We start from the raw sequence: 15,964 nt of genomic DNA on the forward strand, positions 1-15,964 counted from the left end.
CGGATCTCCAGATTGTCTCCAGCAGACAAAAGGAGACCCTGCCATGAAGAAGACCCTGACACTTCTGGTCGCGTCCACGGCGCTGACCGCCGCGATCGGCGTCCCCGCCTGGAGCGCGATGCAAGCCCCGTCCGACTTCCTTCGGCCCGTCGCTGCGCTCTTCGACGACGCCCCGGAAACCATGCCGCTCGTTCTCGCAAGCGACGATGACGACGACGATGACGACCGCTGGCGGGGCGGTTCGCGTCGCGGCCACGACGACGACGATGACGATGACTGCGACGACGATGATGACGACGACGATTGTCAGGGCGGCGCCCGCAATCCCGCGCCCGCAGGCACGGTCGCCCCTCCGCAGAACGGCCTCTTCGGTAACGGCGCCCCTCCGCAGGTTCAGGTGAACTGAACCGCTCCGAAGCCCCCTCCGAACAAGGATCATCACGATGAAATCGCTTCTCGCAACTCTTGCGCTGACTACGGCGCTGACACTTCCCGGTTTCGCCATGGCCCGGCCGGTCACGCTGACCACGATTCTCAACAACTACGGCGGCGACGGGGCCTATCTCGCGCTCTACGTTACCGACACCTCGGGCGCCTATGTCGGCAGCCTGTGGATGGCCGGCGGCAAGTCCAAGTACTACGAGCATCTGAGCGACTGGTACCGCGCCACCGGCGGCGATACCACTCAGGTGAACGGCATCACCGGCGCCAGCGTCGGCGCGGGCCGCACGCTCGAGATCACGCTCGACCTCGCCGACGCGCTCTTCGACGCGGGCTACACGCTCCACATCGACGCGGCCGTCGAGGACATGCGCGACAGCCCGAACGAGGTGGCCGTCCCGCTCACGACCGATGGCGCCGGCACGCCCGTGACCGGGCGCCGCTACATCGCCAGCTTCGCCTACGACATGTGAGGGGTGAGGGCCATGATCCGTTCATTCCATCGCTGGCCGGGTCTTCTGGCCCTCGCGCTCGTCACGCTTCTCGCGCTCAGCGGCGCGGCGCTGTCGGTCTTCCCGGCGGGCGAGCGGATCGCCGCGCCGCAGGCCGAGGCCGGACTGACGGTTGCCGCGCTTGCGGAGCGCATCCAGGAGGTCCATCCCGGCGTCGAGCAGATCCGCCGGTCGCCCTCGGGCCGGATCACCGCCTACTGGTTCGATCAGGGCGCGCCCGGTGCCGCCGTGATCGAACCCGCGACCGGGCAGGACGTGGCTTCGGCCGACCCGAACCAACTCGAACGCTGGCTCACCAAACTTCATCGCTCGCTGTTCCTCGGTGACGGCGGGCGCATCGCCATGGCGGCGGGTGCGGCGGCGATGCTGGTCCTCTCGCTTTCCGGCGCGGCGCTGGTCGCGCGGCGTATGGGCGGTTGGCGGCACTGGTTCGCGCCTCTGCGGGGTTCCCTCCCGGGCAGGCTGCACGTCGAGATCGCCCGGATCGCCGTTTTCGGCCTCATTCTGTCCTCCACCACAGCCCTCTGGATGACGGCGTCCACCTTCGGCCTTCTACCCGACGGAGGCGCCATGCCAGCCGTCCCCGCCGAGGTCAGCGGTGAGACGGGGATCGCTCTGGACCACATGGCCACGCTGCGGCAGACGCCCGTCGCCGAGCTGCGCGAACTGAGCTTTCCCTATCCCGGCGACGCGACGGACGTCTTCACGCTCAAGACCGACCGTGGCACCGGCTATCTCGACCAGGGCACCGGTGCGTTGCTGGCTTGGGCCGACCTGAGGGGATGGGAGCGCGTCTCGGAGACCATCTACATGCTGCACACCGGACAGGGCGCGGCGACGCTGGGCCTCGTCCTCGGGGCGATGGCGCTCGGCCTGCCCGCGATGGGCGCGACCGGCGTCCTGGTCTGGCTTGCCGGGCGGCGGGGGCGCCCGCGCATCCGGGGCAATCAGCCCGCCGGGCGCGCCGAGACGATCCTGCTCGTCGGCAGCGAGGGCGGCAGCTCCTGGGGCTTCGCCGCCACCCTGCACGCCGCGCTAACCCAGGCCGGACAGAGTGTCCATGTCGGCCCGATGTCGGGCTTCGCGCCAGACCGTTACGCACGGGCCGAGCGCATCATCGTGCTGGCCGCGACCTATGGCGACGGGGCGGCACCGACCTCTGCCAAGGGGTTCCTCGACCGGCTGAGCGCGCTCGATGACGCGCCGGACATTCCTCTCGCAGTGCTCGGCTTTGGCGACCGCAGCTTTCCGGCCTATTGCGCCTTCGCCAAGGCCGTTGCGGCGGCGGCGCAGGCAAAGGGCTGGCCCGAACTCATGCCGCTCGACACGATCGACCGCCAGTCGCCGCAGGATTTCGCGCGCTGGGGCAGCATGCTTGGCGAGGCGCTCGGGATCCCGCTGGAATTGTCGCACCAGCCCGTCCTTCCGACAACCGAGACGCTGACCCTCGTCTCGCGCCGCGACTACGGCGCCGACGTGCAGGCCCCGACCGCGATCCTCCGCTTTGCCCTGCCGCGCGTCTCGCTCTGGCAGCGGCTCACCGGGGCGGGTTTCGCACGGTTCGACGCCGGCGACCTGATCGGCATCCTGCCCGAGGGCAGCGCCCTGCCGCGGCTCTACTCGCTCGCCTCGGGCCGCCGCGACGGGTTCGTCGAGATCGTGGTGAAGAAACACCCCGGCGGCCTCTGTTCGGGCCAGCTCACGGCGCTGGAACCGGGCGATACGGCGACCGCCTTCCTGCGCCGCAACCCCGGTTTCCGCCCCGGCCGCGGCCGGGCGCCGTTGATCCTGATCGGCGCCGGAACCGGAATCGGGCCGCTTGCCGGATTCGTGCGCGACAATGCGCGCCATCGGCCGATCCACCTTTTCTTCGGGATGCGCCACCCCGACAGCGACTTCTTCTACGGCGAGGAGATGCCCGCCTGGCAGGAAGAGCGTCGCCTGACCCGCCTCGTCACGGCCGTCTCGCGCGGGGCGCGCCCCCATTACGTGCAGGACGCGCTGCGCGGCGATGCCACCGAGGTGGCCCGGCTGATCCGCGGCGGGGCCCGCGTCATGGTCTGCGGCGGACGCGACATGGCGGCGGGCGTGGCCGATGCGCTGGCCGAGGTTCTGGCGCCGGTTGGGCTCACGCCCGCGGTCCTGAAGGCGGAGGGACGGTATGTCGAAGATATCTACTGAGTTGGTGCGACTTGCACTGAACGGCCCGACCATGGGCACGCGCTGGTCGGCGCTGTTCTTTGCGGAGCACGGTTTAGATCCGGACCCGATCCGCGCGGCGCTGCAGGATGCCGTCGACGAGGTGGACGCGCAGATGTCCACCTGGAAGCCAGACAGCGACCTGATGCGCCTCAACGCGGCCTCGGTGGGCGTCTGGGTGACGGTGCCCGCACGATTGACGGAGGTCCTGCGTCTCGGCCTGGAAATCGGGCGCGCCTCGGGCGGGGCGTTCGACATCGGCATGGGCGATGCGGTGACCGCCTGGGGCTTCGGGCAGGAGGCCGCCGCGCCTGCGGGCATCCGTGCGGCGATGACCGCCCCACGCCGGCCGGCGCATGAGGTCCTGGAGATCGGCGAGAGCGAAGTACGCAAGTCGGCGCCCATCGCCCTCGACCTGAACGGAATCGCCAAGGGCTATGGGGTCGATCGGCTGGCCGAGACGCTGCGCGACCACGGGATTGCGGCCGCCCTCGTCGGGATCGACGGCGAGATGCGCGCGACGGGCCTGCGGCCGGACGGCGAAGCCTGGACCATCGCGGTCGAGGCGCCGGACATCGCCCGTCGGACCTCCCATTCGATCCTTTCGCTCCAGGACGCCGCCGTGGCGACCTCGGGCGACTACCGCCACTGGGTCGAGGTGCAGGGACGACGCCTGTCGCATACGATGGATCCGAGGCGCGGCGCTCCGCTGATCGCATCGCCGGCCTCTGTCACCGTCGTGGCCCGCAGTTGTGCCGAGGCCGATGCCTGGGCGACGGCGCTGATGGTGCTCGGCCCGGATGCGGGCGCGGCAATCGCCAGACGACGCGGGCTCGACGCCCTTTTTCTCCTGCGCGATGATGAAGGGCACGCAAGGGGCGTGGGAGTCGGACAACTGTTTTCGGAAGAACCAGCGGCAATCGCCTCAGCCGGGGGAAGATGAGCCGCATGGAACAGACCCGTGACGATCCCTTCAAGACCGCAATCCTGCTGCCGGCCGCGACCGGTCCGATCGCCGGACTTGCATTCTGGTCCGCAGGCCAACCCGATATCGCGAACCTTGTCTGAATCGCCGGTGTCGCTCCCGCACTCGCCACGCCCTGTCCGTTGAGCCTGGCCGTGCCGGTCGCGCTGGTGGCCGGCCTCTCTCGCGCGGCGCATTAAGGCGTGCTGATCAAGGGCGCGGGACAGCTCGGGACGATGTTGCGCAGCCGCACGCTGATCCTCGACAAGACCGGCACCCTGACGGACGGCCGACCACAGATCATCTCGGTCGATAGCGCTGGCGGCATGGCCAATGCCATCCCCTGCCCGTCCGCAATCCCGGCGGCTATCTTCGCGGCATGATCGCGGCCCACCGTGAGGGCCAGCTCGATCTCGTCGGGGAGGGGTGAGCGGGCTGGCCAAGCGCCGCCGTCGGGAGAGGCGGGTCGACAGAATCCGGCCAGCCATCTCCCTGGAGCGTTGTCCCAGAAAACTTAATCGTTGGGGATTCCCATGAGGGGCAGTTCTGATTCAACCTACCCGCCGGGGAGGAGGCCGGCGATGAAGGTGAAAGCGCTGTCCCTCGATCTTCGCGTCCGTCTCCCGAAGGCGGTAGCCGAGGGCGCGAACGACTTCAGCGCCTGCGGATACGATCCAGACCGGTAGGATTTCGCTCTAGCCAGAAAGGGAGGCGCAGATGTGGACACTTCAGGACGCCAAGAACCGGTTCAGCGAGTTGGTGAATGCCGCCCTCACCGGAACGCCCCAGCAGATCACCCGGCGCGTTTTCCCGGCCTCGAGGACGAGGAACTCGGGCGCCTCGAGGCGCAGCCGCGCGATCTTTCCCTCTGATGATCACCCTCGACACCAATGTGCTTTCGGCCCTGCGGCGGCCCGATCGCACCCGGCAGGCGGTCGACTGGCTAAAGGCCCAGCCCGAGGAAGCCCTGTTCATCAGCGTCGTGACCATCGGCGAGATCGAGCGGGGCATAGCCCTGCAGCACGGGAAGAACCCGGGTTTTGCCCGCGACCTTGCCGCGTGGCTCGCCACCACGCTGGAGGTCTACGCCGATCGCCTGCTGCCCTTCAGTGCCGAGGATGCCCTGATCTGGGGACGCCTCTCCGCCGAGATCGGTTCCGCCGGCGCCGATCTGATGATTGCCGCCACCGCGCTTGCCCATGCGCCGCAGTTGCAACCGGAAACGTGGCTGATTTCCGGCCCACCGGCATCGAGGTCATCAATCCCTTCGATCCCCGATCCTGCTTTCGTCGGCGCTCATGGCGGGCGAGCGACGCTCGTTCAGGGCCGGGGCGTCGCGGGGTTTCCATCTTGGGCGATGTGATTCCGTACTGGCGGCAAAGCGCATAGACGCGGACGGGTGTGGCATGCAAGGTCGGCGAGGCGGCACGGATTTGGTCGGTTTGGCCATCATCACGGGAGACGCGTCGCGAACCGGCGGGTTTGTGCAATTGTCGCGAAGCGGGCAGGGACGTCGACTGTCGGGCAAGGTACGGCCCCCCACGGCCCGTCGGGCATCCCGCTGTCAGGTGCCCTTGCGGCCTTCCAGAGCCGCCTTGGTCACCAGTGCCACGACAGCGATCAGCGTCAGGGTCGAGGCGGCGGCGAAGGCGCCGACCGCGTTCAGATCGTTGAACAGCAGTTCCACATGCAGCGGCAGGGTGTTGGTCTGGCCGCGGATGTTGCCCGACACGACCGAGACGCCGCCGAACTCGCCCACCGCGCGGGCGGTGCAAAGGACGGCTCCGTAAAGCAGCGCCCATTTGATGTTGGGCAGCGTCACGCGGGTGAAGATCTGCCAGCCGTTGGCGCCCAGTGTGACCGCAGCCTGTTCCTGTTCGGAGCCCTGGGCCTGCATCAGCGGCAGCACCTCGCGCGCCACAAACGGTGCGGTCACGAACATCGTCACCAGCACGATGCCGGGCAGCGCGAACATCACCTGCAGGTCGTTGGCCTGTAGCCAGGGACCCAGCAACCCCTGGCGGCCATAGAGCAGCAGGTAGCAGATGCCCGCGATGATCGGTGAGATCGAGAAGGGGATCTCGATGATGGTGACGAGGATACCGCGCCCCGGAAAGCGGTGCTTGGCCACGGCCCAGGCGGCGGCGATGCCGAAGGCAACGTTCAGCGGCACGACGATCAGCGCGGTAATCGTGGTCAGCCAGATCGCATGCAGCGTCATCGGGTGCAGGATGTTCGCGGCGTAGACCTCCCAGCCGCGCGAGAAGGCGCGAGCGAAGATGAAGGCGAGGGGGGCGGCGATGAACAGCAGCGTCAGGCCCACGGCGAGGCCGATGAGGATGCTCTCGCCCCGTCGGGACTGGCCGGGCAAGGGGGACGCAGCACTCATCGGCTGGCCTCACGGTAGCGGGAGGCCCAGAACTGCAGCAGGTTCGAGACGAGCAGCAGCACCAGCGCGAAGGCAAGCAGCACCAGCGCGATGGCGGCGGCGCCGTTGTAGTCGAATTCCTCCAACCGGATGAAGGCCAGCAGCGCCGCGATCTCGGTGCGGAAGGGCAGGTTTCCGGCGATGAAGACGATGGCGCCAAACTCGCCCAGACTGCGTGCGAAAGCAGTGGTGCAGCCTGCGAGCCATGCAGGCAGGATCGCGGGGAACACCACGCGGGTGAAGATTGTCCACGGGCGCGCCCCCAGCGTGACGGCGGCCTGTTCGAGCGCGGGGTCCATATCCTCCAGCACTGGCTGGACGGTGCGGACGACGAAGGGGACCGAGGTGAAGGCCATCGCCAGCGCAATGCCCCAGATCGTGTAGACGACCGGAATGCCGGCCGGGTGCAGGATCGCGCCGAACCAGCCGTTCGCGGAAAACAGCGCCGTCAGTGACAGGCCCGCCACGGCCGTGGGCAGCGCGAAAGGCACATCCATCAGAGCGTCCAGAATGCGCTTGCCCGGAAACTCGTAGCGGACCAGCACCCAAGCCATCAGCAGGCCGTAAAGCGCGTTGAAGATCGTGGCGATGACCGCTGCGGTCAGGGTGATCTGGAACGCCGCCACCGCGCGCGCCGACGTGACGATGCGCCAGAACCGCTCCGGTCCCATCTCGGCCCCCTTCAGGATCAGCGCGATCACCGGGATCAAAACGATCAGCGTCAGATACAGCAGCGTAGTGCCAAGGCTCAATGTGAACCCCGGCAGGACGCGCTTGGCGCGGATGGGGGCGCCATGCGGCGCCCCCGGGCTGGCGTCGATTGCGGTCATCGCGTCACTGGTTCACGAAGACCTGATCGAGGATCGCGCCATCCGCCAGATGCTCTGCCCGGATCGCATCCCAACCGCCGAAGACCTCATCGACCGTGACCAGATCCACGGCGGGCAGGCTGTCCGCGAACTCGGCGGCAACGGTCTCGTCGGTCACACGATAGAAATGCTCGGCGAGGATGCGCTGCGCCTCAGGCGAATACAGCCATTCGAGATAGGCCGTCGCCACCTCGGTCGAGCCGTTCCGCTCGGCGTTCTGCGCGACCACGGCCACCGGGAAGGCCGCGAACAGGCTCTGCGAGGGCGTGACCCGCTCGAAGCCCTGCGCGGCGTATTCGGCGGCGATCCCGCCGGTCTCGGCCTCGAAGGTCACCAGCACGTCGCCGATGCCCCGCTCGGCGAAGGTCTGCGTCGCGGCGCGGCCGCCGGTATCGAACACCGGCACCGAGGCGAAGATCGCGCGAGTGAATTCCTGCGCCGCCGCGTGGTCGCCATCGGTCCGCGCCAGTTCGAAGGCATAGGCCGCCAGATAGGTGTAGCGCGCATTGCCGCTGGTCTTGGGGTTCGGGAACACCGGAGCCACGTCGTCGCGGGCCAGATCGTCCCAGTCCTGAATGCCCTTCGGGTTGCCGGAGCGCACCAGGAAGGCTGGCAGCGAGTAGTAGGGCGAGGCGCCGTTGGGCAGCAGCTCGCGCCAGTTCGCGGGTACGAGCCCGCTTTCGGCCAGCACGTCGATATCGGTTTCCTGGTTGAAGGTCACGACATCGGCGTTCAGCCCCTCGAGGATCGCGCGGGCCTGCCGCGACGAGCCGCCATGGCTCTGGTCGATGGTCACCGTCCGGCCGGTGGTTTCCTGCCAATGCGCGGCGAAGGCGGGGTTCAGCGCCTCGAACAACTCGCGCGCGATGTCGTAGCTGACATTCAGCAGGCGGTCCTGCGCGGCGGCAGGGGCAGCCAGGGACACCGCCAGGGCGGCGGCCAGCAGAGAGCGTTTCATCGGGAAGACTCCAGTTTCAGGGAAATGGGGGTGACGACTGGCAGTGCCGCGCGCCGCTCGGCGGGAAAAATCGTTCCGGCCTCGATCCTCAGCCGCACCGGGGCGCCGGGATCCAAGGCCTCGGCGTTGACGGCACGGCGCGGCAGATCGGCCTCAGCCTCAGCGCCATCGGGGGCGCGCACCACAAGTCGCAGATGCGCGCCGGTCGAGCTTCGGCTGGCGATCCTCCAGGGCGCCGCGGCGTCGGGGATTGGCGTGATGTCCTGAGGTCGCACGAACAGGTTGGCCGCGCCATCGGGCAGCGCCCGGCGCGGCAGGGCGCTCAGGTCAAGCCCCGCACCCTCGGCCCGGCCCGCATGCAGGGTCACTGGCAGCTCCACCGTGGCGCCCATGAAGCGCGCAACGAAGGGGCTTGCAGGGTGGTCGTGGATCGCGTCGGCATGGCCGATCTGCTCGATCCGCCCCGCGCCCATCACCACCACGCGGTCGGCCAGTTCAAAGGCTTCCTCCTGGTCGTGGGTCACGAAGATCGTAGTCGAACCGGTCGCGTCATGCACACCGCGCAGCCAGCGCCGCAGATCGCGCCGGATCGCAGCATCCAGCGCGCCGAAGGGTTCGTCGAGCAGCAGAACCCGGGGCTCGATCGCCAGCGCGCGCCCCAGCGCGACGCGCTGGCGCTGTCCGCCCGAAAGCTGAGTCGGATAGCGGTTGGCGAGATGGGCGATCTGAAGGAAATGCAGCAATTCGTCGACCTTGGCGGCAATTGCCGCCTTGCCCGGCCGCGCGGCGCGTGGGCGCACGCTCAGCCCGAAGCCGATATTGTCGCGCACGCGCATGTGCGGAAACAGCGCGTAATGCTGAAACACGAAGCCGATGCGCCGGTCCTGCGCGGCCAGTTGCAGCCAGTCCTCGCCCTCAACGGACAGACGCCCGGCGTCGGGCCATTCCAGCCCCGCGATGATCTTCAGAAGCGTCGTCTTGCCCGATCCCGACGGCCCCAGCAGCGCAACCAGTTCGCCCCGGTCCACGCCAAGCTCGATCCCGCGCAGGACCTCTGTCTGCCCGAACCGTTTGGTCAGCCCCGAGATGGTGATCGACATGGCTGTGCCTCTCTCAACGAATTTCCGAGTTAGTCAGGGTGATCGCGGGCGGCAAGCGGATCACGGCGGGCCTGACCCCGCCGGGCGGGACGGAAGTTCCAGCACTGCCGGACGCAGCGTGACGTTCGCCGGAACCCCTCGATCCGGGGGAAAGTCCGGTCCTGAATATCCCCTCGGAAACGAAGGAATTCCTTTTTCTCATTCCTGCAACGATATCATACGGAAAACTCTTCCGATTTGGCCAGCCCTGCGACCTGCACGCGAATATCCGGAATCGCTGTGATCTCCCAGAAGGCAGAGCGGCTGACGGGGCCGATGGCAAACACCCCTGACAGCGCCGTGCCGTCCGGGCGCAGAACCCGTGCGCGCGCGTCCACAACGATCCCCAGTCGCAGCGGGTCCAGGCTGGCCAGCCCTTCGGCGATCAGGTTGCGGATCACCGGGACCGAATGTCGGTCGGGGTCGCGCCGGACGCCGCGGCAATCGAAGACGTGATGAAACAGGCGATACTCCTCTGCGCCAGCGCCTGCTCCGGTCGGCCGCAGGCGGGCCAATACGGCATTGCGGGACGTCCGCTCGGCCCCGAGGAAGCTGGCACGCCGAAGCGACAGTCGTCCTTCGCCGATGGCCGATTTCAGCCGTTCGGCCGAGGGTGGCGGCAGGCGGTGGCGATGCACCTCCCACCACGCGCAGGCATGGCGCAGAAACCGGGCGCGCGCGGCTTCGTCCATGGACTGCCAGAGACTCTGCACATGCGGACGCAGGCCATCGACAACCGACTGCCAGTCGCCGCCTTGGGCCTGGGTCAGGGCCACACGGTACCGCAGCCAGTGCATCAGCACGCTGACCGGCTGGCCGAGCGGCAATTCGTCCGCGCCGATCGCCTCGGGCGCGGCATCGACATGGGGTTGGGGTAGCAGTCCGCGGCGCGAGATCGCTTCGATCCTGCCCCGATGGTTTGAGTCCAGAAGGGTCATCACCTGATCCACCATGGTCAGCCCGGTGCCGACGATCAGGACATCGGCATCCCGGTCCGGCAGCGGATCACTGCCCCAGGGCAGTGTCAGCGCGCCGCCCGGATCAGCGTCGGGCAGGGAATGGCCGGTGGCAAGAACGGCAAGGTCGGCCGACAGGACGCTGCCATCCGCCAAGTGCACGGACACCCCCTGCGCCTGCGGGATCACCCGGAGGGCCTCTGCCGTCAGACAGCTCAGCCGGTCGCCGCCCTGCGCTCCTGCCATCTTCTCGGTCAAGTAACGGCCATAGAACCCCCTTGAAACAAAGGAAAAGGGGCAAGCCGAAGGGTCGACCCTCGCACGCAGCCAGTCCAGGAAATCCGCCGGATCATCCGCGAAGGCCGACATGTTCGACACACGCGTGTTGAGCAGATGCGCGGGGTCATCCGTGCCGTAGGCTACTCCGCAGCCAGGGACACCGGATTTCTCGATCAGCACCACCCGCGCGCTCGGGCTGTGTCGCAGCAGGTGCAGCGCCATCAGAACGCCGCTGGCACCGCCGCCAAGGACGGCGACATTCGGGCCGCTGGGTCGCGCCCGCGAAATATCTGGGATGCTCCGTGTCAGAGCCAAGCCGCTAATCTCGCCCAGAGAACCAGTGCAGGACCGAGCCCCGGAACAATGAGACCGGCCCGGCTGTCTGTCGCGCAGCCCTCGGGGCGAGGCACCATATGCGGCTCGGCGTCCGGGCCGGCCAGGAGCCGCCAGAGATCGTGATCGAGAAAGACGGGCACGCGATCCTCCCTATCGGCGGGTTTGCACCACCCGAGGGGACGTGGCGACGGCTTTCCCGGGCAAGCAGAGCGCGACATGGCCGATCACACGCAAAGCCCGCGCTGCGGAGCCGACGCTTCGATCTGTCCGGTCGCCGGACCGAAACGACCGTCGCGTTACGCATCAGAACGCCCAACGCTGTGCAGGCACCGCTGTTCGTCGCGGCGCAGGCCGGAGAGGGGCCCCCGCGCGCCGCGCGAGCGAATCCCGCAGTTCGAGCCCCAAGGGCCACGGACCGAAGCCGCTGGCGACATTGATGTGGCCCGCATCGCCCAGATCGACGAAGGCCGCGCCCCAGTCATCGGCCAGATCGAAGGCTACGGAGAACGGCATCCACGGATCGTTGCGGCTTGCGACGACGGTGGTGGGCATCGGGAACGCAGAGCGGGGCAGATCCACGAAACCGGCGAGCCTGGTGCTGCGATGCGGGATGGCGGGCGCCACCAGCAGCGCACCGGCGATTTCCAGCTGCGGCCATTTCGCAAGCAGTCGCGCGACCACGAGGCAGCTCAGGGAATGCGCCACCACGATCGACCCGGGATTGTGCAGCACAGCGCCCGCCACCGTGGACTCCCATGCTTCGGGCGTCGCAACCGCCCAATCTTCCTGGTTTATGATCAGCGCCGTCGGATCGTTCGCCTGCCACCAGGCTTGCCAATGCGGATCAGGCGAGCCGTCAAGGCCGGGAATCAGCAGGGTACGGGGCATGTCTGGCTCTCCTCTATCTCGAATAACTCTAGCATGGTGGTCGTGAAATAGGATTCGTTATTCGCACGTCCAGGAGATCCTCGTTCTCCGCACCAGGGGAAATGTGGACGACCGGTGGGCAATGCCTGCCGTAAATCGGCGTCAGCGGACGGACCACGCATGTGGCGACCGTAGTTGAGAGTGAACCCGGTTTGCCCGCGCAGCACGGTGCGGGCAATCTGGGCGGCTGACAGGATCAGCACCGCGAACGGCCAGACATTGCGCCATGCCTGAGGATCGTCGCCTCGATGCGGCGGCGTTCCAGATGGGCAGATCCGTCATCGGGGCTCTCCTCGGGGTTTGGGGTTGATCTTGTCCTCGCGGCGCAGCCATGGCGCCGCCGTGCCTCGACCCGCGACTGGCTCGGGCGGATGCGGCCCGGTGAACGGGCACGCTTTCTTCTGGTCGAGGACCGCGACCTACCGGGGGCTGGGTTTTACCCTGTCGCCCCGACGGCTGCACACCGCCGCGAAAGGCACCATCCTGTTTCCGAAGGTTTACATGGAACTGCTGGGCACCGTGATCCCGACCGAGGGCACTGCTGCCTGCCCTGTGCGCCGGGGCCGCGCTGGATTTCCTGCCGCAATAGCGGCAAGACTGCGGTGGACTCAGGTCGGGGCAGAGGTGGGGGAAGGCGCGCGCCGCGCCTTGCGGTCCTCGATCACCATTTGCGCAAGCTTCGCGCCGATCATCATGGCCGCCGCGTTCGTGTTGCCCGACACGATCTCGGGCATGATCGAGCAATCGGCCACCCGCAACCCGTCGATGCCCCCGACCCGCAGGCGGGGATCGACGACCGCGGAGTCGTCCGGCCCCATCCTGCAGGTGCCCGCCGGATGATAGATCGTGGTCGAGTGCATCCGCACCCAGTCCAGCACCTCGTCATGGCCCTGCGGCGCGGCGGGGGGCCGGAACTCGCCCAGGATGGCCGAATTCAGCGGCTCGGTCCGTGCGATGGCGCGAGCGATGGCGACGCCGGCCATGATCGTGTCCCGGTCGGCCTGTTCGGACAGGTAGTTGGGCGCGATCGTCGGCGCGGCCATCGGATCGGGCGAGCGCAGCGTGATGCGGCCCCGGCTCTGCGGCCGCAACTGGCAGACCGACTGGGTGAACGCAGCAAAGGGGTGCACACCTTCACCGGGACTGTCCGCAGACCAGGGCTGGATGTGGAACTGGATGTCGGGACGGGTCAGGCCGGACCGGCTGCGCAGGAAGCCGAAGGCGAGGCTGGCCGCCATCGTCATCGGCCCGCGGCGGAACAGGGCATAGTCCAGCAGCGCCCTTGCCCGGCCCTTGAGGCTGCGCACCTCGTCGTTCATCGTCGGATGGCGGCACTTGAAGACAAGCCGCGCCTGAAGATGGTCCTGAAGGTTTCGCCCGACCTGGGGGGCGTGATGCGCCACGTCGATGCCGTGGCCGCGCAGATGCGCCGCATCGCCCACCCCCGACAACATAAGGATCTGTGGCGATCCGATCGCCCCGGCACACAGGATCACCTCGGCCGCGGCGCGAAGGATGCGGCGTTCGCCGTTGCGCAGACGGATTTCCACGCCCACGGCACGGCGCTTCTCGATCACCACGCGCAGCACATGCGCCCCGGTCACGACCGACAGGTTGGGCCGTCTGCGTGCCGGGTGCAGGAAGGCCGTCGCCGCCGAACAGCGCCGGCCCCGGTTTGCCGTCAACTGGAAATGGCCGACGCCTTCCTGCACCGGGCCATTGTAATCGGCGTTCAGGGGGTATCCCCTGGCCTTTGCCGCTGCGATCCACAATTCGCAGATCTCGCGCCTGAGCCGCGGAGCCGAAACCTGCAACGGGCCGGTGGCACCGCGCCCCGGCAGGGGTCCGGGCTGGAAGGTCTCCAACTGCTCGAATATCGGCCCGACATCTGCCCATGACCAGCCGGGGTTGCCGATCTCGGCCCATCGGTCGTAATCCTCGCGCTGGCCGAGTACATGGAGCAGCCCGTTCAGCGAGGACGAGCCGCCCAGCACCTTGCCGCGCGGCCATTTCAGCGAACGCCCGTTCAGCCCCGGATCGGGGTCGGTCTCAAAGCACCAGTCGAACCGGGGATCGTGCATCGTGCGAAAATAGCCGACCGGGATGTGGATCCAGGGATTGCTGTCGCGGCCGCCCGCCTCGATCAGGACGACACGAAATGCCGAATCGGCGCTGAGCCGGTTGGCGACGACACATCCTGCCGAACCGGCACCCACCACGATGACATCCGCAACCGAATCGGGAATCGGCATGTCAGACCGCGCGCCGAACTGACACGCCGTTGCCGCCGGGCGTGTCCTCGCCTGCCGCCGCGATCACTGCTTGCCGATCCAGGGCAGAAAGCGGCGCTCGATCCAGCGCAGGAAGAATTCCGAGACCGTCGCCAGCGCCGAGATCATCAGGATGCCCGCGATCACCATGTCAGTAACAAGGAACTGCGCCGCCGACTGGATCATGTAGCCAAGCCCCCGTGTCGCGGCGACCAGCTCGGCCGCCACCAACGTGGTCCAGCCCGCCCCCAGCGCGATGCGCAACCCTGTGAAGATCGATGGCAGCGCGGCGGGCAGCATCACCTCGCGCAGCAATTGGCCACGGGTCGCGCCAAAGGACCGGGCCGCCCGGATCTGGCTTTCGCCGGCCGCGCGAACGCCCGAAACGGTGGAAATGACGATCGGCGCCAACATGGCAATCGAGATCACCAGCACCTTCGACGGCTCGCCGATGCCGCACCAGATGATGATCAGCGGCAGATAGGCGAGCGGCGGCAGCGGGCGGATGAACTCGACCAGCGGATCAAGGATGCCGCGGCCGATCCGGGACGTGGCGATCAGCAGGCCCACCGGGACCCCGACCGCCAGCGTGCAGCCCAGCGCCGCGCCCACCCTCCAGAGGCTTGCGGCCATGTGCTCGACCAGCGTCGCATTTGCATATCCGATGGTTGCCGCGCGGACCAGCGCATCCCAGACCCTGGCGGGCGATGGCAGGAACACCGGCGATGTCCAGGCCAAGGCCGAGGCCAGCGCCCATAGCAGTAGCAGCCCCAGAATGGTGGCGACCCCAATGAACCGACCCCAGGACAAGCCCGGCGCGACGACGGCATCTGCGGGACGCCGCGCCTCGAGTTGAAGGGTTGTGTCGGCCATCACACGGTCTCCTCGTCATGGATTGCGGTCACCAGCCGTTCGCGCGCCGCGATGAAGGCGGGATCGGATTTCAGCACGCGCGGGTTTTCCCCCGAAAGGAAGCGGCGCCCGAAGTCAAAGGGTTCGTTCAGCACGATGCGGCCGGGAAACGGCGCCAGAACGACCACGCGGGTCGACAGGAACAGCGCCTCCTCGACACTGTGGGTGATCAGAAGCGTTCCGGCCCGGCTGTCGTTCCAGAGCTTCAGGATCAGGCCATGCATCATCTCGCGGGTCATTGCGTCGAGCGCGCCCAGCGGTTCGTCCATCAACAGGAATTCGGGCCGGGCTGCCAGGGCGCGGGCAATGCCGATGCGTTGGCGCTGGCCACCCGACAATTGCCAGATACGCCGCTGACCGTGTTCGCCAAGGCCAACCGAATCGAGCAGACGACGGGCGGTCTGCAGCCGCTCGGCAGGTGCCACGCCGGCCAGTTTCAGCGGCAGCGCCACATTCTCGACGACTGTCTGCCAAGGGTAGAGCGCGTCATCCTGGAAAACGACGGCCCGGTCGGGGCCGGGGCCGGTGACTGGGCGGCTGTTGATCAGGACGCGGCCGGAACTGGGCGGCAGGAAGCCCGCGGCCAAGTTCAGAAGCGAGGTCTTGCCCGACCCCGACCGTCCGATCACCGAGATGAAATCGCCGCGCGCGAGATCGAGCGTGACGTCCTCCAGGACCGGCTCGCCGTCCGGGTCGTAGCGCAGGCTGACATTGTGAAGGCTGAGGATCGACACGAGGCACCGGGCAGTCGCTCTGGGGTGGCAGGTCTGCGTC

General features: G+C 68.0%; 14 protein-coding genes and 2 pseudogenes. 7 read left to right on the forward strand and 9 right to left on the reverse strand.

Translation table 11 applies throughout. The annotated features are described in order from the left end of the window. Positions 1–43 precede the first annotated feature (43 nt). The 7 genes and pseudogenes from GH815_RS10150 to GH815_RS10180 all read left to right on the forward strand — a co-directional run bounded on the left by GH815_RS10150 (position 44) and on the right by GH815_RS10180 (position 5,479). Entirely contained in the window at positions 44–406 is a 363-nt protein-coding gene (locus GH815_RS10150) for a hypothetical protein (protein WP_153748664.1), read from the forward strand. A gap of 37 nt (positions 407–443) precedes the next feature. Continuing rightward, positions 444–914, forward strand: a complete 471-nt coding sequence (locus tag GH815_RS10155) for a DUF2271 domain-containing protein (protein ID WP_153748665.1) — start codon at positions 444–446, stop codon at positions 912–914. 12 nt (positions 915–926) lie between these two features. After that, on the forward strand, positions 927–3,134 hold the full coding sequence (locus tag GH815_RS10160) for a PepSY domain-containing protein (protein ID WP_153748666.1): 2,208 nt from the start codon (positions 927–929) through the stop codon (positions 3,132–3,134). After that, entirely contained in the window at positions 3,115–4,095 is a 981-nt protein-coding gene (locus tag GH815_RS10165; protein ID WP_153748667.1) for an FAD:protein FMN transferase, read from the forward strand. The genes GH815_RS10160 and GH815_RS10165 overlap by 20 nt, the downstream gene beginning before the upstream one ends. 146 nt (positions 4,096–4,241) lie before the next feature. Continuing rightward, positions 4,242–4,448: pseudogene (locus GH815_RS10170) on the forward strand (heavy metal translocating P-type ATPase); the annotation flags it as partial. A 385-nt stretch (positions 4,449–4,833) separates the two neighbouring features. Further along, positions 4,834–4,908: pseudogene (locus GH815_RS19390) on the forward strand (type II toxin-antitoxin system prevent-host-death family antitoxin); the annotation flags it as partial. Between the two features lie 79 nt (positions 4,909–4,987). After that, positions 4,988–5,479 carry a type II toxin-antitoxin system VapC family toxin gene (locus GH815_RS10180; RefSeq protein ID WP_343030785.1) on the forward strand — a complete coding sequence of 164 codons (492 nt, stop codon included), beginning with the start codon at positions 4,988–4,990 and terminating at the stop codon, positions 5,477–5,479. A gap of 201 nt (positions 5,480–5,680) precedes the next feature. Here the strand turns inward: GH815_RS10180 and cysW are convergent, their stop codons facing one another. The 9 genes from cysW to GH815_RS10225 all read right to left on the reverse strand — a co-directional run bounded on the left by cysW (position 5,681) and on the right by GH815_RS10225 (position 15,924). After that, positions 5,681–6,505, reverse strand: coding sequence for a sulfate ABC transporter permease subunit CysW (gene cysW, locus GH815_RS10185; RefSeq protein WP_153748668.1), 825 nt, complete (start codon positions 6,503–6,505; stop codon positions 5,681–5,683). Continuing rightward, positions 6,502–7,374: a sulfate ABC transporter permease subunit CysT gene (cysT, locus tag GH815_RS10190; RefSeq protein WP_153748669.1), complete on the reverse strand. Its 873-nt coding sequence runs from the start codon at positions 7,372–7,374 to the stop codon at positions 6,502–6,504. Before cysT ends, cysW begins: the two co-directional genes overlap by 4 nt. 4 nt (positions 7,375–7,378) lie before the next feature. Further along, positions 7,379–8,371 carry a sulfate ABC transporter substrate-binding protein gene (locus tag GH815_RS10195; protein WP_153748670.1) on the reverse strand — a complete coding sequence of 331 codons (993 nt, stop codon included), beginning with the start codon at positions 8,369–8,371 and terminating at the stop codon, positions 7,379–7,381. Next, entirely contained in the window at positions 8,368–9,471 is a 1,104-nt protein-coding gene (locus tag GH815_RS10200) for a sulfate/molybdate ABC transporter ATP-binding protein (protein ID WP_153748671.1), read from the reverse strand. Before GH815_RS10200 ends, GH815_RS10195 begins: the two co-directional genes overlap by 4 nt. Before the next feature lie 215 nt (positions 9,472–9,686). Then, positions 9,687–11,060, reverse strand: a complete 1,374-nt coding sequence (locus GH815_RS10205; RefSeq protein ID WP_281354787.1) for an FAD/NAD(P)-binding protein — start codon at positions 11,058–11,060, stop codon at positions 9,687–9,689. 324 nt (positions 11,061–11,384) lie between these two features. Next, on the reverse strand, positions 11,385–11,969 hold the full coding sequence (locus GH815_RS10210; protein WP_153748673.1) for an RBBP9/YdeN family alpha/beta hydrolase: 585 nt from the start codon (positions 11,967–11,969) through the stop codon (positions 11,385–11,387). A gap of 647 nt (positions 11,970–12,616) precedes the next feature. Next, positions 12,617–14,260 carry a GMC family oxidoreductase gene (locus GH815_RS10215; protein WP_153748674.1) on the reverse strand — a complete coding sequence of 548 codons (1,644 nt, stop codon included), beginning with the start codon at positions 14,258–14,260 and terminating at the stop codon, positions 12,617–12,619. 63 nt (positions 14,261–14,323) lie between these two features. After that, positions 14,324–15,151, reverse strand: a complete 828-nt coding sequence (locus GH815_RS10220) for an ABC transporter permease subunit (RefSeq protein ID WP_153748675.1) — start codon at positions 15,149–15,151, stop codon at positions 14,324–14,326. Beyond that, positions 15,151–15,924, reverse strand: a complete 774-nt coding sequence (locus GH815_RS10225; RefSeq protein WP_343030786.1) for a taurine ABC transporter ATP-binding protein — start codon at positions 15,922–15,924, stop codon at positions 15,151–15,153. Before GH815_RS10225 ends, GH815_RS10220 begins: the two co-directional genes overlap by 1 nt. Between the last annotated feature and the right edge of the window lie 40 nt (positions 15,925–15,964).

It is taken from the genome of Rhodovulum strictum (assembly GCF_009649175.1).
GTDB lineage: Bacteria > Pseudomonadota > Alphaproteobacteria > Rhodobacterales > Rhodobacteraceae > Rhodovulum > Rhodovulum strictum.